Raw genomic sequence first — 18,290 nt, forward strand, 5'->3', positions numbered from 1 at the left:
GCTTGCACAGCAGTCTTGACTATCAATCGCCGGACAGTTTTGAGCGTATGCTCACGGTGACGATTTAAACCGTCCGAGAAATCGGGGGTAGTCCACTCCGTCCCCTTATCCACCTTATCCACTTATCCGTTAAGGTTTGAGGCGGTTCAACAGCGGCGTAGCCATACAGGCAACGACTCCAACTCTTAAGCACGGGCCATCGCTCGCAGATTTAGCTCAAATACCCTTGGGAAAAGCATGGATTTTGAACCGCAGGAGCCCGAGGAGGGCCTCCTTTATCATTACTGCGATGCCACCGCTTTCGAATCAATGATTCGAACAAATACGCTGTGGATGTCCCCATTTCGTCATTCGAACGACTCCGACGAAGGGATAAGAGCGCAAAAAATGTTGATTGAGCTTACCTCGAAGCGGGGGCTCAAAAGCGACACTCTGGAAAGCTTCCGCGACGAACTGGACGTGATGTCGAAATTTTACGATTGTTATGGCCTATGTCTGTCAAAGCATGGAGATCTACTTAGCCAGTGGCGGGGATATGCAGCAGACGGAGCTGGTTTCTCTATTGGCTTTAAGCAATCTGAACTCCAATCTTTGCATACACATAACTCGTTCACCATGAAGCGGGACTCCGTACGAGGCCCCGTGTTGCACGAGGTGATGTACCACGAAGAAGACCAACTTCGCGAACTGGCTCCTTGGTTCCAGTCCATGGAACAACACATAAAGCTAGGCCACATTCCATATGCGGAGCGAATGCGCCATCTGGCCGGGAACATTTCACCGCCAGATTACCTGTTGGCAAAATGGAAGTTACACGACACTCTGACCGATACTTGGGACCGTCTTTACACGGTCAAGAGTTCAGCTTTCGCGGAGGAGGCTGAGTGGCGACTGGTAATGACTGCCTTCCACTTCGGCCAGGTACCGTTCAAATATCGTAGTAGTCGCGGCATGGTCGTGCCCTATATCGAATATGTCCTGCCAGACCGCGCACTGCCGCAACCAGCTATTTCCCACGTGTACCTCGGCCCAAAGAACCGCACGCCCCCTTACATAGTGCGCATGTTGTTGAATCAGTTCGGCCTCGAAGAGGTCACCGTGAAGCAATCAGTGGCAACTTATCGATAGCTTGCAGACAGCCCCAGTCTTATAGACTGGCTGCACCAGCATGCAACTCACTACGGGTTGTACCATGGAGCGAACCACCAGCTTGATGACCAAGCGAGTGCGCCCGACCTCACTCTGCCTTCGGCCGTCCAAACATTACTCCCATTCTGCACTCGCATTGAGTCGCTCAGTTTGCTCCAAACTCTGTCCGTGATCCTAATTCTCCCACTGACACTGTCCGAGCAAAGCTTGGCGGCATGGTTGGCAGCCGACCCCACCCACACGATGTCATTGCCGCCACGAACACCGATACGTGCGGCTAGAATCGCACTTGAGTCTATGCCGACAGTGTGGCCAGGCAGGTAAGGACTCCCGGATTTATAATCCTCTGGATAACATTCGGCGAGGGCCGGAGAAATGATGTAATCAAGGGCATAGCTTATGCGCAGCGCAGCAAGGGTCGCTGAACTCTCCTTCTCCTCGCCAAGGAAAATAGCCATCACGCGGTCGCCGTCATACGCAGTTATTACTCCACCGGCATCCGTGATCAGCCTACCGGCGCATTGCATATAAGCCTTATAAATTTCAGCAGCGAACTCGTCCTTATAGTTGTCGACCAGCCCTGTCGAGTCCGACATATCGGCGTAAAGGACGCATGCGTCAAGACGAATACCGTGATTTGCGTTGAGGCGTAGATCATCAAGTCCTGGAACGACTCTCCCCCACCGGTCGCTGTCCCAACGCTCCCTAAAGATTCCGGACACCGTTGCCTTCAGCTCGTCCTCATTCACCATGGCAGTCTCCCACGCTATTCGCCGTGCCTTATCATTGCCCAATCCGGAGGGGAAGGGGCCTATGACAACCGACATGTCGACAAAGGGTACTGCAAGCAAGGTGGATGCCGCGGCGGCAAAGAACCAGCTCGACCTAGTGCTAAGCTTCTTTCCACGCATCGACGCCAAATTTTCCGTCGTTCTCAGCCTCGACATCGGCATGCTCGGGGTACTGGCAGCAAATGTTCCGAACCCTGTTTCCGCTGTGCCTACGATGACTTGGTATGTCATCGCCGGTTTTGTAGTCGCACTGGTGTTCAGTCTTCTGCAGCTTTACCGCGGCTCCTATCCAAACGTCAAAGGCGGCGAGGACTCAGTGATCTTCTTCCGTTACATTGCAAAGCAAACCGAACACAAGTTCATAGAGTCGTTTAAAGCAATGACGACTGACCAGCTGGGCGACGAACTGCTCGGACAGGCCTGGCGAAATGCACAAATCCTTGACCAAAAAATTGCTGCGCTGAAATGGGCCTATATCTTTATGGCCGTGGCGGTAGTTCCTTGGGCGTTCGCGCTGGCCCGCTTCGCCGCATCTACAGCCTAGCTAAGGTGCATCAATCCGCATCACTCGATACGTTTTCGAATGGCCGAGCGGTGCCCACAGTGACGCCGTTCGGCTGACTGCATCACCTGCATCAAAAGTGGGGGAATAAGCGCGCAGGCGAGGAAAAGGGACGACCGCGCGCCGTCGCAGGACAGCACCAATCTGTACATTTTTTGACCAGGCCACTGGACCGCGCTTGCGCAGCCCAGCGCCCGTCGCCTTGCCAGCATGGCGACCGCTTGGCAATGAGACTCGGAACGTCGCTCGCCCCCGCACAGCACCGAATCGCCAGGACTGAGACTTCCGGGTCGCACCCTGCCGACCATGGGCCGATACATCCATCAACCAAGATAACCCTCCGGCATCTGCGACAACTGCGGCCGACTCGCCTACATGGCGATGCATGCAGGCATCACCTGTTTTCATTGCCACGTTGGAGTGTTCATGGAGCCCGACTGGTGGAACCTTTAGCTATGCCCGTCGCGCCAAGGCGAGCGCTTTGCCGCATGCATAATGTGCAGTGGCGAAGGCTGGGTAGCCACACCGCGTGAAGACAACGACATAGAGGATTTACGCAAGGCTTGGCGAGCGCGTTCGCTGGGCTGATCTGCCCTAAATGTTCGACGACGCGCCAGTCGACGCTTAAGGCATAATGAAACGGCAACTGGAATGTCTGCGATCCAAAGAAATGGCATGGGCATTGAACCAATTCGATCACGGAGCACCGAGTGGACAAGAAATTCCAAGTCTTCATTTCTTCCACCTACAAGGACATGAAAGCGGAACGGCAAGCAGCTGTTATGGCAGTTCTTGATGCCGGCCACATTCCAGCCGGCATGGAGTTATTTGCGGCCTCCGATAAGAAGCAAATCGAAGTCATCCAAAAATGGATAGACCGAAGCGACATCTTCATGCTCATTCTTGGCGGGAGGTACGGCAGCATCGATCCCGATTCGAAGAAAAGCTACATACACCTCGAATACGAATACGCGATGCAAACCGGAAAGCCGTTGTTCGCGTTATACCTAACTGGTGAGGCGATCGAGCGCAAGGTCAAAGGCGACTTAGGCATGTCTGCGATTGAGCAAGGTGATTCTAGGGCGCTCGGTGAGTTCCGAAACTTGGTAAAAAGCAAGCTTTGCAGCGAAATAAATGACCTTAAAGACATCTATATTCAGGTTCAAAAGTCCATTCGAGAGCTTTCCGCAACAAATAACTTAGAGGGCTGGATTAGAGCGCGGAGTGCTTCTAACACCACCCCGGCGATGAATAGTCAGATCACGCGAGAACCCAAAATCGAAATCATCACTGGACCGGAGGCTCCATACAATGTTGAGGAGCTTCGTTCCGGCCATATGCTAAGTACCGTGCGGATTGGCATCAAGAACATTGGTGGCAATACGCTCTCAAACTGCAGAGTGTACGTCGAACATATAAGCCCACCGTCCGATTCACCAGGAGGGAGCGATTCTAAGCTGCTTGATGGACCAGGATTTCGTCTACGGCACGATGACTCAGAGCAACTCGTTGATATCGCCGCACACTGGGATCACCACGATATGTTCAGATTCAATACTCCGTTCCCAGGCGGAGGATTCGCCAATCCCTTCGATATGAAAGACATTGGCAAACGCACCTTTTCAGTGAGGGTCGTAGCAACAGAATGCCAACGCTCCGCTAAATTTGAGCTTGAAACGGACGATTCAAAGAAGCTGCACCTCAAATTCCTCGGCTACGCCGATTGACGCCGCGCGCCTCGCTCGGTGGAACGGGACATCCATCATTTAACGGGGAACCCCATAAGGGGACGGGGGCAGTTAAATGAAACGGTTACGCCCGTAAGGCCCCACGTCTTCTCGACTCATGTCCAGTTATCCTGAAGCTCCCCCGAAGTGGAGACTTCCCATGGCTAAGCTTGTCTTCGCATTAAACCAGTCGCTGGATGGCTACATCGACCATCAGAAATTTGCGCCTCCCGCGGCGCTTTTCCAGCACTTCATAGAGCAAGTCCGCGGTCTGACCGGCATGCTGTACGGTCGTGGCATGTACGAGGTCATGCGTTATTGGGACGATGACCTTCCGGATTGGGACGAAGGGGATCGCGAGTACGCCGCGGTGTGGCGAAGCAAACCGAAGTGGGTTGTGTCGCGCTCGCTGAAGTCAGTCGGTCCGAACGCAACGCTTATCGCAGATGATGTCGAGGCGGCGATAAGGGGGCTAAAGTCCGAGCTCGCCGGAGAGATCTACGTTGCCGGGCCAAATCTCGCGCAAAGTCTGACCGAGCTTGGTCTCATCGATGAGTATCAAATCTATCTCCACCCCGTCGTGCTTGGTCAAGGCAAACCATTCTTCGCAGGCCCTCGGCCACCGCTTCGCCTCGTGGCGACCGATTTGCTTGTCGAGAGCGTAATTAAATTGACGTACGTTCCCGCTTAATGGCGCGATGCCGACGACCCCGCCGCGTCAGGTGCAATTGGTAGCAAATTAATGGCCTGCCACAAGGGCGATGCACGCACTCAGTAATCGCGAATATCCAGCGCAACAAAGCAACGCGCGCTGTACCCCTGCTCCGTCGACGGCCAAGCCAGCTGACTCAGCAGGCGATCACCGCCCGGCCATGGCTGGTTATCCAGCAACGCCTCGGTAACCACCGAGCCGTCATCGGCACGGCGGTGGAACAGGCGGATCCAGTGCAACTCGCCGCTCAATGATTCGTTGCGCAGCGCATCCTGCAGGCCCGACAACAGGCCTTCGGGTGCGGCCACATCGTCACGGCTGAAGGTCAGCGGGCCGACAAACACATCCCAGCTCCGCAGCCCCAGGTCCCAGCTTTGCAGTTGAATACGCCGATCGTCGGTGACGTACCAGCAAGCAGCCAAGAGCACATACAAGGCATTGCGCTCGAATGCTTTCAGTGCATCGCGGGCACCGGCGTCACCGCCTCCCTGGCCGGCAAAGCTCTCCTCGATGTGCCGCTCTTCGCTGAGCACCACATCCACGTCCAGCCGGCCCGGCGCACCTTCCGTACCCTCATGCCAGCTGGCGCGCACAGCGGGAAAATCGCCGTCGGTGACGAGCCAGTCTTCGTCGGGCTCCAGCTCCACGTCATGGCGCTCGAACAAACGAACCAGGTCTGCTTGCAAGGTGTTGCCGTTCATCGGGGGAATTCCTGAGCGATAAGCTGCAATAGGCTCTCATAAATGACTGGCTGTTCCCAGCCAGCCTGCATGCATCGGCGTGGTCCTACCTACTTGAATCGCCCAAAATCCACCGTTTCTTTGACAAACTTGCCCGATGCAAGCAGAGCCTGCTCGATATCGGCAATTATCGCGGTGTTGTCGACTTTCGCGGTCACGAAGAGCGACCAGATGTCATCGTCGATCTCGTAGTAGCCGTCAGCGTATTTCCAATAGCTGAAGTAGCGATCCTGAAGCATCGCAACGTTTGGATCATCCAGATTTTCGGGATGTGACTCTCTGGTCGAGCGCAGCGCGCCTTGCAGAATCGCGGCGACATCGGGAAAACCGTCGGCACGATGATCACCCAACACTTCCACCAGTAGCTCGCTGCCGTGATACACGGGGCGCACCCAGAACCGAGCCGGACTCGTCACGCTTACGACAGCCGGTTACTGGTTGGAGAATGGGCGTCGGCATGGTTCAGATGCCGACGCTCGAAGCAGATATCGAAGCGGGATGTATCCATCGCTGATATGTCGCCCTGGAACAAAACGCTTACTTGGCGTTTTTCTTCTTTTCCTGCTTGGCCGCCTTTTTTTCCTTCATGGTTTTGGCAGGCTTTTTCTTGTCGCTTTTCTTCGAATCCAGACTCTTGCTCATGTCGCTTTCTCCATTATGGTCACGCCCCCTGCCCTGCACGTTGAAGTGCACCGTCCGGGAGTTTCCCGTTCAAGACTACGCTTATCCGCAGCGGCGTTCTATCAACTCGAAACGCAAGGGACACCTGTACGCAATTTCATGCCTCGGCCCACCCCTGAGCGAGATGATCGGAAAAGGCTCTGACCTTGGCCGAGTGGCGTCGCTCTTGCGGCATGACGACATGGATAGGCGAGCGTACCGACCAATCGGGCAACACACGGACCACCTCGCCGCGAGCGATTTCATCCCCGAATAGCCACGAAGGCGCATAGCCGATGCCCATGCCTGCGAGCACCGACGTGCGGATGACTTCGCTACTGTCAGTCTGCAAATTGCCCTCAACCTTGATGATGCGCACGGTACCCTCGGGATCGGCCGCACCCGGTCCAGCGCTAAGGCGCCAGGCATTGCGCATGGTCGCTTCGGTATAGACGATGCAGTTGTGCTGCCCCAGGTCGTCCGGCGACTTGGGTGGCTTGATCCCCTTGGGCAGGTTGCGCAGATAGTTGCGATGCGCCACCAATTCACGCCGCGATACTCCGATGGGCCGCGCGATCAGACTGCTGTCCGGCAGCTCGCCAATGCGCACCGCCACGTCGATGCCGCGTTCCACCAGATCGATAAAACCATCATTGAGCCGCACGTCGATCTTTACCGCCGGATGCGCAGCCAGAAAGGTCTGAACCAGGGGCATCAGTTTCAACCGGCCAAAGCCGACCGATGCGGCGACGCGCAGCCAGCCCTTCAATTGCTGCTCGCCATGCTTCAGCGACGTTTCCGCTTCGGCGATTTCCGCAACCACGCGCCTGACTTGCTCAAAGTAGCGCTCGCCCTCTTCGGTCAGCGCAAGCGAACGCGTCGTGCGAATCAGCAGCTTCGCGCCGAGAACATTTTCAAGTGCGGCCACCTGCTTGCTCACCGCACTTTGCGTGGTGTTGGACTCCTTGGCCACGGCGGAAAAGCTCCCCGCTTCGACGACACGGACAAAGGTCCTCATGGCTTGCAGCTTGTCCATCGGAACACCCTTTTTATTCCCATTCGGACTGAATGATATGACAAGTCGAGCAGTAGAAGTCGGACGCGGAATCAATCAAAGTCTCTTCAGGCCAGCCAGTCCATCGCTGTCGATGGCGGCTACGTCCCTTTCCATCCACCCATCTTCAGCAACCCATGGGCGTCATGCCCCAAGGAAAGCCATCATGTCCAAGTTCAACGTCCCCACTCGCGATGAAGTCTCTCCGGCCAATCAGGTGTTGTTCGACAACCTCACGAAGGGCTTGGGTAAAGTGCCCAATCTCTATGCCGCCCTGGCCTATTCCGAGCACGCACTCGGCAGCTACCTCGCGTTGCAGAATGCCAAGAGCAGCGTGACCGGCAAGGCCCGTGAAGTCGTCAACCTGGTAGTCAGCGAAGTCAATCGCTGCGAGTACTGCCTTGCCGCACATACGGTCATCGGCAAGATGAATGGGTTCACGGATGCGCAGGTGTTGGAAATCCGTGGCGGCACAGCAAGTTTTGACAGCAAGCTCGACGCGTTGGCTCGCCTGGTGAAGAACATCGCGACCGAGCGCGGTCATGCCGATCCGGCGCTGGTCGATGCTTTTCTCGCTGCTGGTTGGACCAAGGAAAATCTTGTCGATGTCATCGTCATCATCGGCGACAAGACGGTGACCAATTATCTGCACGGCGTTACCGGTGTGGCTGTGGATTTTCCGGCTGCGGACAAGCTTGCTGCTTGATCGGAAATGTCGGTCTCGCGGGAGCGGGTTCAGTTAACCTCAGTTTTTCCTATCGTCATTCCGGCGCAGGCCAGACAAGCGGTTGCGCGTAGAACGCCCAGAGGGTGGCCCCGAAGGGGCGAGCGAAGCGAGTAACCCAGTGGGATCGGTTTTCAGTTTTCGCGATAGAGCTGATTCTTGCAGGCTCTCGCGACAACCGATCGCAAAGCCACTGGGTTCCGGCCTGCGCCGGAATGACGAGTAGGAAGGGTTATTCGAGATTCTCTGAAGTCGCTCCTACAACGACGACATATCTCGTGGAGGAGTTTGGTACGGAGGTGATCTCTCGCATTGAGCATTACCCATAAATCTGGCTCGGTTCTGGCATGCCGCGATCTTTCCTGAGGCATGAATCCACTCTGGAACGGCTACGACACATTTCCAGGCCAAAGGTAAACACGGTCTCTCTACCGTATTAGGATGCCGTCATTACGCACGCCATACCCAAAAGAGAGATCACTACATGGATCGTCGAAGCTTGCTGAAAGGCACCTTGCTTGGCGCAGCCGCGCTTGCGCTGCGCCCTCAGTTCTCACTTGCCAACAGCGCGCATGGCACGGACAGCAGGCTGGCGGCATTGGAACGCCAGCACGGCGGACGGCTGGGCGTTGCAGTGCTCGATACCGGCAACGGCCAACGCATCGCGTATCGTGCCGACGAACGTTTCCTGATGTGCAGCACGTTCAAGTTGCTGGCAGCGAGCGCGGTATTGGCGCGAGTGGACCAGGGCATGGAGAAGCTCGATCGACGCGTGGTGTTCGGCAAGGATGTGGTGCTGTCCTATGCCCCCATTACCTCGCAGCACGTTGGCGGCCAGGGCATGACGGTCGGCGAGCTGTGCGAGGCCGCGATTACCGTCAGCGACAACACCGCGGCCAATCTGCTGCTGACCAGCCTTAATGGACCGCCGGCGATCACCGCGTTCGCGCGCCGCATAGGTGACAACATAACGCGGCTGGATCGCACGGAGCCTGAGCTCAATGTGTCGAGCCCGGGCGATATACGCGATACGACGACGCCCAACGCCATGCTTGCCGACTTGCAGAAGTTATCGCTGGGGGATGTGCTTTCCAAGGCGTCTCGCGAACAACTGACTACGTGGCTGCGCGCGACATCCACCGGGAAAGATGCATTACGCGCCGGCTTGCCTGCTGGGTGGACCGCCGGCGATAAAACCGGAAGCGGCGCCCATGGCGAGCGTAATGACGTCGCGATTGTCTGGCCGCCGAATCGCAAGGCCCTGTTGATCGCTGCGTATTACGTCAATCCGAATACCGACGACGCCGGCCGCAACCGTGTGCTTGCCGAGGTGGGGCGCATTGCTTCGATGCCTATGACTGGCGTGACGTGAGCCCCAGCCGTCCTTCTTCATCAGTGCTCACATGCAACGCGCGATATCCCTCGATCGTTGCATGAAGCGTATCCATGGGATGGGTATGCGTGGACGTCACCACCATCACCGTCGCACCAGCCGACTCGGCGGCGCGAATGCCGACCGTCGCATCCTCGAAGATCAAGCACTCGGCCGCATCGACTCCCAGTTTCCGGGCGGCCAGTAAATAGCCATCCGGGCTAGGCTTGCCGTTGACGACATCCTCGGCGGTCACCAGGATCGCGGGCATGGGAATCCCCGCGGCCTCAAGGCGGCGCTTCGCCAAAGCCAGTGGCGCCGATGTGACGATGGCCCAGCGATCGCCAGGCAACGCGCGCAGGAACGCCGCGGCACCGTCGATTTCGACCACACCTTCGACATCGTCAATTTCCGCCTGCGTTATAGCGGAGGCTTCGGCCACGGCATCGACACCGGGTAAATCCAGTTTCGCTACCGTATCGACGGAACGTGCACCGTGGATGGTCGGCAGAAAGGCGGCGACATCAAGGCCGTGACGCACAGCCCATGCTGCCCAGATACGCTCAGCCGCTGCGATCGAGTTGAGGACCGTGCCATCCATGTCGAACAGGAAAGCACGATAGCGACGACGCGTTGCTGCGCCTTGGTCGATCGACATGAATGGTTTCTCGCATCGTTGGGACACAGAACTCAAAGAGTTGGTCCCATCATGTGAATCTTCAAGCCAATGGACTGAGCCTCAATGCCCGACCGAAGCCACCAGCGAGACACCCGGCGCCACCGTGCGCGGCTGCATCTCCTGCTGCAACGCCGCCTTGGCGGCCTCGTCGGTCATCACGACGATACTGATGCGGCGATTGGAAGGATCGTCCGGGTGGGCGCGATCGAACGGCACGGCTTCGGCCAGGCCCACCACGCGGGTGACCTTTTCCGAGGGCATGCCACCATCGAGCAAGGCACGACGCGCCGCATTGGCGCGGTCGGCCGATAGCTCCCAGTTGCCGTAATGCGCGGGCCCGCCGGTCATGCTGTATGGCGTGGAGTCGGTATGGCCGGAGATGCTGATGCGGTTGGGCACCTGGTCGATAAAGCTGGCCAGTTCGTTGAGGATTTCCACCGTATAGGGCTTGAGTGTCGCGCTGCCGGTGTCGAACATGGGGCGGTTCTGCTTGTCGACAATCTGGATGCGCAGGCCTTCGGCCGTGATATCGAGCAGCAGCTGATCCTTGAACGGCGCCAATGCCTGGCTGCGATCGAGCGCTGCGTTGAGGTCCTTGCGCAACTCGTCCAGACGCGCCTTGTCGCGCTCTTGCGCGAGCTTGACGTCATCGACCGTGGGCGACTTGCCGGGGGTGGCCTGACGTACGTCCTTGCCCTCCCCCTTGGGCAGATCCATCGAGCCACCGAGCTTGATCATGCTGGAGCTGGGACCGCCCGGCCCCATCACACCGGGAACGGCACGCATGGAGGAGCCCGCCGTCATCGAGGGGTTCTTGAAGTAATCGGCAATCGCGGCTTTTTGTTCGCGCGAACCCACGCCGAGAATCCACATGACGAGGAAGAACGCCATCATGGCGGTGACGAAGTCGGCATAGGCGACTTTCCATGCACCGCCATGATGGCCGTGTTTTGGTTTTTTTCGTCGCTTGACGATAATGATCGGCTGATCGTCGCTCATCAGCGCGCAGCCTTCAGATGACCTTCCAGGCTCTGGAATGTGGGCCGCGTCCTGGACGAAAGCGACTTGCGGCCGAACTCCACCGCGATCATCGGGTTGTAACCGCGCAAGCTGGCCATCAGCGCCACCTTGACGCATTCGAACGCACGGCCGTCTTCCTGCACGCGCGCCTCCATGGCGGCAGCGAGCGGACCGATGAAGCCGTAGCTGAGCAAGATGCCCAGGAAGGTACCGACCAGGGCGCCGGCAATGTGTTCGCCGATGCGTGAAGTATCCCCACCGAGCTGCGACATGGTCGTGACGATACCGAGCACGGCCGCCACGATGCCGAAGCCGGGCATGGCATCGGCGACCTTGGCTACAGCAAGACTCGGCGCTTCGGCCTCGGCATGGTGCGTTTCGATTTCGACGTCGAGCAGCGCTTCGAGCTCGTGCGCGTTCATATTGCCGCCGACGATCAAACGCAGGCAGTCGGTGAGAAAGTCGATCAGATGATGCTCACGAATCAGCCGCGGATAGGCCGAAAAGACCGGACTGGAGGCTGGGTCTTCGATATGTTCCTCCAACGCCAGCAGCCCTTCCTTGCGCATGACGCTGAACAGATCGTAGAGCAGCGAAAGCAGGTCGACATAATCCTGCTTGCCATAGGTGGGCCCCTTGAACAGGCCAAGCACACCGGCAAAGCTCGCTTTCAGCACCGATGGCGGATTGGCGACCACAAAGGCCCCCAGCGCACCACCGATGATGATGAGCACCTCATAGGGTTGCCACAGCGCGAGCAGGCTGCCATGGGACAGCACAAAGCCGCCAATCACGCTGACCAGCACAACGATCGATCCAATAATGACAAACATGGGTCCGCCCCGTTCCGTTATGGGATGTATCGGCCCGGCAGGCGTGAAATTGAGGAGAAATATCGCGGCGGAGGGCGCATTGGGATATGACGGCAAACTTGCTCGCGACGCTTTTTTGGCGCGGGCACCGAGATGCAGGCCTACGCTCAAAATCGGACTGCCCCGAATCCGTTTTGATATCGATGTGAACAGCATGGTTATACGACCGCGACGCTTTGTACGCAGTCGCAGCCGCAATCTCTTGCGCGAAAGGACACCGCCATGCTGATTATCGATATCCCCTTCGCGCCCGACCGTGGCGCCCACTGGACCATAGCGATTGGACGAGAGCGCCGACGATCCTTTGCGAGCCGACAGGATGCGATCCAGTTCGCCGCTGATGAGGCCGAGCGCATCCAGCGGATCGAGAATCGGTCTGTCGTTATCAATATCGAAGGGGCCGATGGGTTATGGCGGCCGTTTCGGACGTCGCTGGAGTCGATTACTTAGAAAGCATTGAGCAGCCTCGACCTCCCCTATCGTCATCCCGGCGCAGGCCGGGATCCAGTGACTTTGTGATCGGTTATCGCGAAAGCCGAAAACCGAAGCCACTGGATCCCGGCCTGCGCCGGGATGACGACTAGGTGGGGTTTTCCAGTGTTGGCGTGCCCACGCTAGCCCACTACCTCTCCAGTTTTAGCAAATAACCCCTTTTCCCGATTTCCAGCGAATATGGAGGATCGGATTTCAGGAAAGGGAAGCATGTCGGGGACAGCCACCTATTTATGGATACCGCCCCAGGGGGGCACCATGGAAGGCCTTCCGTGGCGATGGTTGAACGAGGCCTTGGGCGACAAAGAGCTAGCCGCCGCCGTTGCGTTGAGTGACGAGGCCTGCATGCAACGCTACCGGCAAGGCGATGACCAGGCGTTTCGCCTGCTTTATCAGCGCTATCGGGAAAAGCTGCATCGCTATGTCTTGCGCCTGTCCACACGCGAAAGCGAAGCCGAAGAAGTGTTTCAGGAAGTCTGGATCGCGGTCATTCGCAGCCGCGACAGCTACGACAGTTCCGCATCGTTTGCGACCTGGCTTTTTTCGATTGCGCACCGCCGCGCCGCCGATCGCTGGCGTGCGTTGACCCGGCATGCGCCTGATGGCTTGAATGCCACGGACGATCTCGATACGGCACTCCCACTGTCAGCTAACGACGCCATAGCCACACCGGAGCGCGAATGGCAAAGCCAGTCACTGGGTGAGGCACTGCTCGATGCCATCGGCAAACTTCCGTTGCCGCAACGCGAGGCTTTTTTGATGAAGGCCGAGGGCGAGCTGAGCCTGGACGAGATCGCGCTTGCTACCGGTACCCATCGCGAAACGGTGAAAAGCCGGCTGCGCTATGCGCAGAAGCGTTTGCGCGAGGTCATGCTGCCATGGCGATGAACGAGGACACCGACGACACGTCGCTGGAGGAGGCCATTGCGCATTATCGGCGCCACGCCAGAGAGGCGCCCGAAGTCGTGGTCGACGCGCGCATCTTGCGCATCGCCCTGAACAGCAACCGCCAGCAGCGCGCGATGCGACAACTGCCCTGGCTCATCGCGGCTGCGGCCAGCGTGATGATCTGGTTGGGTATCACGCAACCGTTCGCAGCGCACAACGCCACATCGTCCCGCCATGTCGAAACCCATCCACCCGGTTATCTGGAAGGAAGCTCACGCGCCTACCTCCTTGGCATGGACGTTAGCCCGCCGACATCGGATGTCGCTGCCTATCTTCGCCACCCTCCATACACATCGCCCTGAAGCTACGGAGTCATCATGAAACGCCACATCGGAAAAATCGTCGCTATCGCCCTGCTGCTCGGTTCGATGGCCACGAGCGCCTACGCCGCCATGCCGCAGGGATGGTTCAAGACCGGCTCGGCGCCCGCAGATTACGACATGGGTAGCGAGACGGGTAGCCGTCATGCTGGCGACAACAATGGCTTTATCCGCGCAAAACGCGACTCCAGTGGTTTCGGCACCATGATGCAAACGATCGATGCGCACGCTTATCACGGCCAACGGTTGCGCCTTTCCGGCTGGTTGAAAACCAGCGGTGCAAACAAGGCCGGCATGTGGATGCGCATCGACGGCACGGACAAGAAAGTCGTCGGCTTCGACAATATGGACGACCGCTCGCTGCATGGCGACAACGACTGGAAGCGCTACGACATCGTGCTGGATGTTCCCGGTGATGCCGTCGATATCGCCTTCGGCTTTTTGCTCAATGGCAAGGGCGAGGCTCTGGCCGACGACTTCAAGCTGGAGCCGGTCGGCAAGGATGTCGCCGTGACCGGAGGCGCCCTGCCGACCCATTTGCCGGAGGCGCCGGTCAACCTCGATTTCTCGAACTGAGTCACCACGCCGTCCGCATCATGCGGACGGCGTTTTCTCGCGAGCCGCGCGCGCGCCGTACCAGCGGCAGGCCAGCGCAATCACGCTGGCGACCGCCAGGCCAATCATCTGATGGCTGGTATAGAACACGATCGCGATAAAGGCGAACACGACAAACAGCGATTCGCAGAGCCACGACAGCGCCAGGCCCTTACGTATATCCGGCGCCAGTTTGGCGACAAAAGCGAGGTAGCCCCATAGCACCGCCATGCAGGCATACGTCACCGCGATGCCGGCGCCATAAACCTGGGTCGCCTGGTTGGAGCCTTCCGCACTCAACGCAAAGCGGATGATCACCGGCATCAACGCCACCAGGCTGAGCAACAGCAGATTGATCGCTGCACCGATGCCGTCGACATCGCGCAGGTGCGCCACGATCCGGCGATGCATCAGCCAAAGCTGGCCGATGATGAAGAAGCTGATGAAATAGACGAACAGCGGCGTGGACCAGATCTGCCAAAGCGTCTTGCCCGGCACTGCCTCCGGCTTCAGTTCGATCGCGGACAAGGTAATGGCGATGGCGAAAATGCCATCGGACAACATCACCATGCGGTCCAGGTGCCGCTGCGCTACGTGCCGGTCCTCGACCGGCTGATCCGTGCGAACACTCATGCGTTTTTGCACTCCCCATGCACACCGCGCTGAAGACAACCTACCCCCAGGCTGCCCTGCCATCCATCATGCCGCATCCGACGGGTGAAAAAAAACGCCCCGGATGACCCGGGGCGTTTTGGTACAAGCTGCTGCCGATCGGAACGGATCGATCAGAACTTGTAGGTAATCATCACGCGGTTGTACACGAACGGCTCGTTGCTCGGGTTCAAGTTGTTGGTACCGCCCGTCGAGCGCTCCCAGCGGTCACGAACCGTCAGGCCCTTCACCCACTGGTCGAGGTTGTAGATGATGTCGAAGTAGACGTCGTGGCTGTCGCCGCGCAGGTCGGTGACGTACTTGGCATAGGCCGCGACAAGCTGCAGCTTCTTGTCGAAGAAGTTGTACTGCGCGCGCGCCTTCCAGGCATGGCCCGGGCCTTCTTCGACCAGACCGCGGATCATCGAGGTGGTGTAAAGCGGGTCGGTCGCGTAGTTGGTGGTGTAGGGCGAGATCAACGCGCCGCCGCCGACGGCACCCTTCTCGTTGTCGAGCTTGTTGTACGAGAAATCGATCTTGCCGTCGTAGATGCTAGTACCGATGTCCGCGCCCCACAGCTGCGCGTCCACACGATTACCGGTCAAACCGAACAGCTTGGTCTGCGTCTCGACCAGGATGTTGTCGCTGCCGCTGGTCTCGTGCAGGTACTGCACCTGCAGGAAGGGGTTGAACGGCGAATCGGTCTTCAACGTGTAACCACCATCGAGGTAGGTCATCTTCGCGAAGCCGAGGAAGTTGTAGTACCACGCCTGGGCCTTGATGCCGCCGTTGACATAGGTGGTGCCGAAGGCAGACGTACCGTTCGAGCGGCGAGCATTCGCCGGCAGCGAGCCGTTGTTGCCGAAGCTCGAGTCGCCGTCATAGGTCGACGGGTAGTACAGGTTGTCGTGGAACATGTCCGTCGACGTGCGGCTCTTCCAGGTGAAAGCGCGGATAGCGTAGATGTCCCAGCCCTTGATCGGCGTGACGTCGAACGACAGTGCGTTGTACGACGAAGGAATCACGCGCGAGTCGTTCTTGCCCATCCACGGGTTATCCAGGTACTGGTAGCCGCCGCGCACGCCGATGTACTGGTTCTTGAACTGCGCATACAGCTGGCTGAACGCGCCGATCGAATTGTTCGGGCCGGCCAGCGTGGTGTCGATGCGCGACACCGCGTCCGAATGCGTGCCGAACGAGTTGGCCATCACGAACGACGTGCCGAAACCGAAGCCGCCCCAGAACGAACCGGTCTGTGCGTTGACCAGCGCGGCACCCGAGAACGCATGTGCATCGGGCGTGGTCTTGCTGTCGTACAGACGGTCAAAATTGTACGCACGCAGTTCGCCATCGATATGGCCGCGCACAAAGATATCGTCGACACCGCCGTCATCGGTGGCGTGGGCCGCACCCATCGCACCAAATGCCAGCAGCAATGCCGCCGTGATCGCCGACTTACGCATGATTGTTTTCCCTTAAATTAAAAAAAGCCTGAAAGGCGCAAGAAATTACGCTCAACCCCTTGTATTCCCCGGGATTAACGAGCCCTTCCCAAATACTGGTGGCGGATAATGACAGTTACGTGACAACGTTCCACAAAACCCGCCATGTTTCGCCTGGATTTGTGATGACGTACCGGTTCCCGACCCCCATCCGACCCCAGGTTAGCGGGTGCCCCGCGCGCTGAAATATGAAGATGCGACATAAACTTATGTCGCATATCGGCGATAGAAACCCTTAGGGATTTCTACCTCGCGGATGCCGAAAACCACCGTTTGTTATTATTTCAGATCGTCGCGTCGGCTTGAGTTCCGGCGGCTTCAAGCCGCCGGGCCATTGGCATCGCACGGCACGACGGCAGCGCTGTCGCGACGGTCGAGCGATGCCGACAGCAGCACCACGCCGAGGCCAAGCACGGCTACCGACGCGCCCACCCAGGGCAGGTAAGTCAGCGGCAAGCCCGCTCCGATCACCAAGGCACCCAGCCACGCTCCGGTGGCATTGCCCAGATTGAATGCCCCCTGGTTCAAGGTCGAGGCGATATTGCTCGCCTCGCGCGCCTGGTCGAGCACGCGCACCTGCGAAGCCGGCACGACCGCGAACGACACCACGCCCCATACGAACAAGGTGATCAGCGTGGGAATCTGGTAGTGGCTGGTATAGGCGAACGTGACCAGCACCAGCGCAATGGCAACGAACAAACCCGCCAGCACCGGCATCAGGCGCCAGTCGGCAAGCTTGCCGCCGACCAGGCCGCCGACAGTGATGCCGGCACCGAACAGCAATAACACCCAGCTCTCGGCCGATGCGGAGAAACCGCTGACGTCGCGCAAGATATAAGCAATGTAGGTAAACACGCTGAACATCCCGACCGATGCCAAGGTGCTGATCAACAGCGCCAATTGCACCTGCGGGCCGAGCAAGGAGCGGAATTCTCGCAGAAGGTTGCCCGGCGCCGGACGCGGCAGATGCCGCGGCAACCAGACCTGCAAGGCAACCAGCGCAGCCATGCCGATCACCGTCACCGCCCAGAACGTCGCACGCCAGCCGGCCCATTGGCCCAGCGCGGTACCGAACGGCACACCTAGCACATTGGCCAGTGTCAGGCCGGTAAACATCAGCGCAACAGCCTGCGCGCGCTTGTCGCGCGGCACCAGATCGGCCGCAACCACGGCGCCGATGCCAAAGAACGCGGCATGGCAGAACGCGGTCACGACGCGCGCGCCCATCAGCGACCAGTAGCCCGGTGCCATGGCGCACAACGCGTTGCCGAGAATAAACAGGCCAATCAGGCTGAGCAGCGCGCGGCGACGCGGCCAGCGCGAGGTCACCATCGCCAGGATCGGCGCGCCGCCGGCCACGCCCAGCGCATAACCCGACACCAGCATGCCGGCGGCCGGCGCAGTCACGCCCAGATCCTTCGCCACCTCGGGCAGCAGCCCCATGATCACGAACTCGGTCGTGCCAATGCCGAAGGCGGCAATCGCCAGCGCCAGAAGCGGTAGATACATCGTTGATTTGGACATGCGGGATCGCCGAAAACCGGCGCGGTGGGCCGGATGGAACATAAGGGGAAGATCGGCCCGGCATCCTGTCGGGCAGTGTGGCTATTTTAGCGCATTTGGCCGATATTTTGTGCAGTGCAATATGAGAACTGGCCGGTTGTTTTGCCCTGGTTACAAACCGAGAGATGCCCCAAGGTCACCGCCCCGCCTTTGATGGC

Annotated in this window: 20 protein-coding genes; 10 read left to right on the forward strand and 10 right to left on the reverse strand. The window is 58.6% G+C overall.

The window, feature by feature from the left end; translation table 11 throughout:
• Window positions 1-237 precede the first annotated feature (237 nt).
• Window positions 238-1,128: a DUF2971 domain-containing protein gene (locus ACZ6WW_RS19470; protein ID WP_465275676.1), complete on the forward strand. Its 891-nt coding sequence runs from the start codon at window positions 238-240 to the stop codon at window positions 1,126-1,128.
• Between the two features lie 50 nt (window positions 1,129-1,178).
• Here ACZ6WW_RS19470 and ACZ6WW_RS19475 read toward each other — a convergent pair whose 3' ends face one another.
• Window positions 1,179-1,901, reverse strand: coding sequence for an adenylate/guanylate cyclase domain-containing protein (locus tag ACZ6WW_RS19475; protein WP_465275677.1), 723 nt, complete (start codon window positions 1,899-1,901; stop codon window positions 1,179-1,181).
• A 61-nt stretch (window positions 1,902-1,962) separates the two neighbouring features.
• Here ACZ6WW_RS19475 and ACZ6WW_RS19480 point away from each other — a divergent pair, with 61 nt between their 5' ends.
• The 3 genes from ACZ6WW_RS19480 to ACZ6WW_RS19490 all read left to right on the forward strand — a co-directional run bounded on the left by ACZ6WW_RS19480 (window position 1,963) and on the right by ACZ6WW_RS19490 (window position 4,920).
• On the forward strand, window positions 1,963-2,484 hold the full coding sequence (locus ACZ6WW_RS19480; RefSeq protein ID WP_465275678.1) for a Pycsar system effector family protein: 522 nt from the start codon (window positions 1,963-1,965) through the stop codon (window positions 2,482-2,484).
• A 728-nt stretch (window positions 2,485-3,212) separates the two neighbouring features.
• The gene (locus ACZ6WW_RS19485; protein ID WP_465275679.1) at window positions 3,213-4,229 is read left to right on the forward strand and encodes a DUF4062 domain-containing protein; all 1,017 of its coding nucleotides are present in this window, start codon (window positions 3,213-3,215) and stop codon (window positions 4,227-4,229) included.
• Window positions 4,230-4,389: 160 nt separating this feature from the next.
• Window positions 4,390-4,920, forward strand: a complete 531-nt coding sequence (locus ACZ6WW_RS19490; RefSeq protein WP_465275680.1) for a dihydrofolate reductase family protein — start codon at window positions 4,390-4,392, stop codon at window positions 4,918-4,920.
• Window positions 4,921-5,000: 80 nt separating this feature from the next.
• Here the strand turns inward: ACZ6WW_RS19490 and ACZ6WW_RS19495 are convergent, their stop codons facing one another.
• The 3 genes from ACZ6WW_RS19495 to ACZ6WW_RS19505 all read right to left on the reverse strand — a co-directional run bounded on the left by ACZ6WW_RS19495 (window position 5,001) and on the right by ACZ6WW_RS19505 (window position 7,377).
• Window positions 5,001-5,642 carry a DUF6348 family protein gene (locus ACZ6WW_RS19495; RefSeq protein WP_465275681.1) on the reverse strand — a complete coding sequence of 214 codons (642 nt, stop codon included), beginning with the start codon at window positions 5,640-5,642 and terminating at the stop codon, window positions 5,001-5,003.
• 89 nt (window positions 5,643-5,731) lie between these two features.
• Window positions 5,732-6,064 carry a hypothetical protein gene (locus ACZ6WW_RS19500; protein WP_465275682.1) on the reverse strand — a complete coding sequence of 111 codons (333 nt, stop codon included), beginning with the start codon at window positions 6,062-6,064 and terminating at the stop codon, window positions 5,732-5,734.
• A gap of 395 nt (window positions 6,065-6,459) precedes the next feature.
• The gene (locus tag ACZ6WW_RS19505) at window positions 6,460-7,377 is read right to left on the reverse strand and encodes a LysR family transcriptional regulator (protein WP_281851968.1); all 918 of its coding nucleotides are present in this window, start codon (window positions 7,375-7,377) and stop codon (window positions 6,460-6,462) included.
• Between the two features lie 184 nt (window positions 7,378-7,561).
• On the opposite strand from ACZ6WW_RS19505, the gene ACZ6WW_RS19510 reads away from it, so the two are divergent.
• Window positions 7,562-8,101, forward strand: a complete 540-nt coding sequence (locus tag ACZ6WW_RS19510) for a carboxymuconolactone decarboxylase family protein (RefSeq protein ID WP_465275683.1) — start codon at window positions 7,562-7,564, stop codon at window positions 8,099-8,101.
• 502 nt (window positions 8,102-8,603) lie between these two features.
• On the forward strand, window positions 8,604-9,491 hold the full coding sequence (gene bla, locus ACZ6WW_RS19515; RefSeq protein ID WP_465275684.1) for a class A beta-lactamase: 888 nt from the start codon (window positions 8,604-8,606) through the stop codon (window positions 9,489-9,491).
• Here the strand turns inward: bla and ACZ6WW_RS19520 are convergent.
• The 3 genes from ACZ6WW_RS19520 to motA all read right to left on the reverse strand — a co-directional run bounded on the left by ACZ6WW_RS19520 (window position 9,472) and on the right by motA (window position 12,023).
• A complete protein-coding gene (locus ACZ6WW_RS19520; RefSeq protein ID WP_465275685.1) occupies window positions 9,472-10,149 on the reverse strand; it encodes an HAD-IA family hydrolase in 678 nt (225 codons plus the stop codon). The genes bla and ACZ6WW_RS19520 overlap by 20 nt on opposite strands.
• A gap of 81 nt (window positions 10,150-10,230) precedes the next feature.
• Window positions 10,231-11,169 (reverse strand): flagellar motor protein MotB, encoded by a 939-nt coding sequence (gene motB / locus ACZ6WW_RS19525; protein ID WP_465275686.1) that lies wholly within the window; start codon window positions 11,167-11,169, stop codon window positions 10,231-10,233.
• Window positions 11,169-12,023, reverse strand: coding sequence for a flagellar motor stator protein MotA (gene motA, locus ACZ6WW_RS19530; protein WP_281851963.1), 855 nt, complete (start codon window positions 12,021-12,023; stop codon window positions 11,169-11,171). The genes motB and motA overlap by 1 nt, the downstream gene beginning before the upstream one ends.
• A 261-nt stretch (window positions 12,024-12,284) precedes the next feature.
• Here motA and ACZ6WW_RS19535 point away from each other — a divergent pair, with 261 nt between their 5' ends.
• The 4 genes from ACZ6WW_RS19535 to ACZ6WW_RS19550 all read left to right on the forward strand — a co-directional run bounded on the left by ACZ6WW_RS19535 (window position 12,285) and on the right by ACZ6WW_RS19550 (window position 14,398).
• Window positions 12,285-12,512, forward strand: coding sequence for a DUF2188 domain-containing protein (locus tag ACZ6WW_RS19535; protein ID WP_281851962.1), 228 nt, complete (start codon window positions 12,285-12,287; stop codon window positions 12,510-12,512).
• Window positions 12,513-12,812: 300 nt separating this feature from the next.
• A complete protein-coding gene (locus ACZ6WW_RS19540; protein WP_465275687.1) occupies window positions 12,813-13,442 on the forward strand; it encodes a sigma-70 family RNA polymerase sigma factor in 630 nt (209 codons plus the stop codon).
• A complete protein-coding gene (locus ACZ6WW_RS19545; RefSeq protein ID WP_465275688.1) occupies window positions 13,433-13,804 on the forward strand; it encodes a hypothetical protein in 372 nt (123 codons plus the stop codon). The genes ACZ6WW_RS19540 and ACZ6WW_RS19545 overlap by 10 nt, the downstream gene beginning before the upstream one ends.
• 15 nt (window positions 13,805-13,819) lie before the next feature.
• On the forward strand, window positions 13,820-14,398 hold the full coding sequence (locus ACZ6WW_RS19550; protein WP_465275689.1) for a hypothetical protein: 579 nt from the start codon (window positions 13,820-13,822) through the stop codon (window positions 14,396-14,398).
• Window positions 14,399-14,416: 18 nt separating this feature from the next.
• Here ACZ6WW_RS19550 and ACZ6WW_RS19555 read toward each other — a convergent pair whose 3' ends face one another.
• The 3 genes from ACZ6WW_RS19555 to ACZ6WW_RS19565 all read right to left on the reverse strand — a co-directional run bounded on the left by ACZ6WW_RS19555 (window position 14,417) and on the right by ACZ6WW_RS19565 (window position 18,093).
• Window positions 14,417-15,049 (reverse strand): TMEM175 family protein, encoded by a 633-nt coding sequence (locus ACZ6WW_RS19555; RefSeq protein ID WP_465275690.1) that lies wholly within the window; start codon window positions 15,047-15,049, stop codon window positions 14,417-14,419.
• A 152-nt stretch (window positions 15,050-15,201) separates the two neighbouring features.
• A complete protein-coding gene (locus ACZ6WW_RS19560) occupies window positions 15,202-16,530 on the reverse strand; it encodes a hypothetical protein (protein ID WP_465275691.1) in 1,329 nt (442 codons plus the stop codon).
• A 357-nt stretch (window positions 16,531-16,887) separates the two neighbouring features.
• Window positions 16,888-18,093, reverse strand: coding sequence for an MFS transporter (locus ACZ6WW_RS19565; protein ID WP_465275692.1), 1,206 nt, complete (start codon window positions 18,091-18,093; stop codon window positions 16,888-16,890).
• Between the last annotated feature and the right edge of the window lie 197 nt (window positions 18,094-18,290).

Source organism: Dyella sp. NPDC103356, from assembly GCF_055584465.1.

Coding starts and splice junctions, on each gene's coding strand:
- ACZ6WW_RS19470 (WP_465275676.1), top strand. CDS start 238: ATGGATTTTGAACCGCAGGAGCCCGAGGAGGGCCTCCTTTATCATTAC.
- ACZ6WW_RS19475 (WP_465275677.1), bottom strand. CDS start 1,901: ATGGTGAATGAGGACGAGCTGAAGGCAACGGTGTCCGGAATCTTTAGG.
- ACZ6WW_RS19480 (WP_465275678.1), top strand. CDS start 1,963: ATGACAACCGACATGTCGACAAAGGGTACTGCAAGCAAGGTGGATGCC.
- ACZ6WW_RS19490 (WP_465275680.1), top strand. CDS start 4,390: ATGGCTAAGCTTGTCTTCGCATTAAACCAGTCGCTGGATGGCTACATC.
- ACZ6WW_RS19495 (WP_465275681.1), bottom strand. CDS start 5,642: ATGAACGGCAACACCTTGCAAGCAGACCTGGTTCGTTTGTTCGAGCGC.
- ACZ6WW_RS19505 (WP_281851968.1), bottom strand. CDS start 7,377: ATGGACAAGCTGCAAGCCATGAGGACCTTTGTCCGTGTCGTCGAAGCG.
- ACZ6WW_RS19510 (WP_465275683.1), top strand. CDS start 7,562: ATGTCCAAGTTCAACGTCCCCACTCGCGATGAAGTCTCTCCGGCCAAT.
- bla (WP_465275684.1), top strand. CDS start 8,604: ATGGATCGTCGAAGCTTGCTGAAAGGCACCTTGCTTGGCGCAGCCGCG.
- ACZ6WW_RS19520 (WP_465275685.1), bottom strand. CDS start 10,149: ATGTCGATCGACCAAGGCGCAGCAACGCGTCGTCGCTATCGTGCTTTC.
- motB (WP_465275686.1), bottom strand. CDS start 11,169: ATGAGCGACGATCAGCCGATCATTATCGTCAAGCGACGAAAAAAACCA.
- motA (WP_281851963.1), bottom strand. CDS start 12,023: ATGTTTGTCATTATTGGATCGATCGTTGTGCTGGTCAGCGTGATTGGC.
- ACZ6WW_RS19535 (WP_281851962.1), top strand. CDS start 12,285: ATGCTGATTATCGATATCCCCTTCGCGCCCGACCGTGGCGCCCACTGG.
- ACZ6WW_RS19540 (WP_465275687.1), top strand. CDS start 12,813: ATGGAAGGCCTTCCGTGGCGATGGTTGAACGAGGCCTTGGGCGACAAA.
- ACZ6WW_RS19545 (WP_465275688.1), top strand. CDS start 13,433: ATGGCGATGAACGAGGACACCGACGACACGTCGCTGGAGGAGGCCATT.
- ACZ6WW_RS19550 (WP_465275689.1), top strand. CDS start 13,820: ATGAAACGCCACATCGGAAAAATCGTCGCTATCGCCCTGCTGCTCGGT.
- ACZ6WW_RS19555 (WP_465275690.1), bottom strand. CDS start 15,049: ATGAGTGTTCGCACGGATCAGCCGGTCGAGGACCGGCACGTAGCGCAG.
- ACZ6WW_RS19560 (WP_465275691.1), bottom strand. CDS start 16,530: ATGCGTAAGTCGGCGATCACGGCGGCATTGCTGCTGGCATTTGGTGCG.
- ACZ6WW_RS19565 (WP_465275692.1), bottom strand. CDS start 18,093: ATGTCCAAATCAACGATGTATCTACCGCTTCTGGCGCTGGCGATTGCC.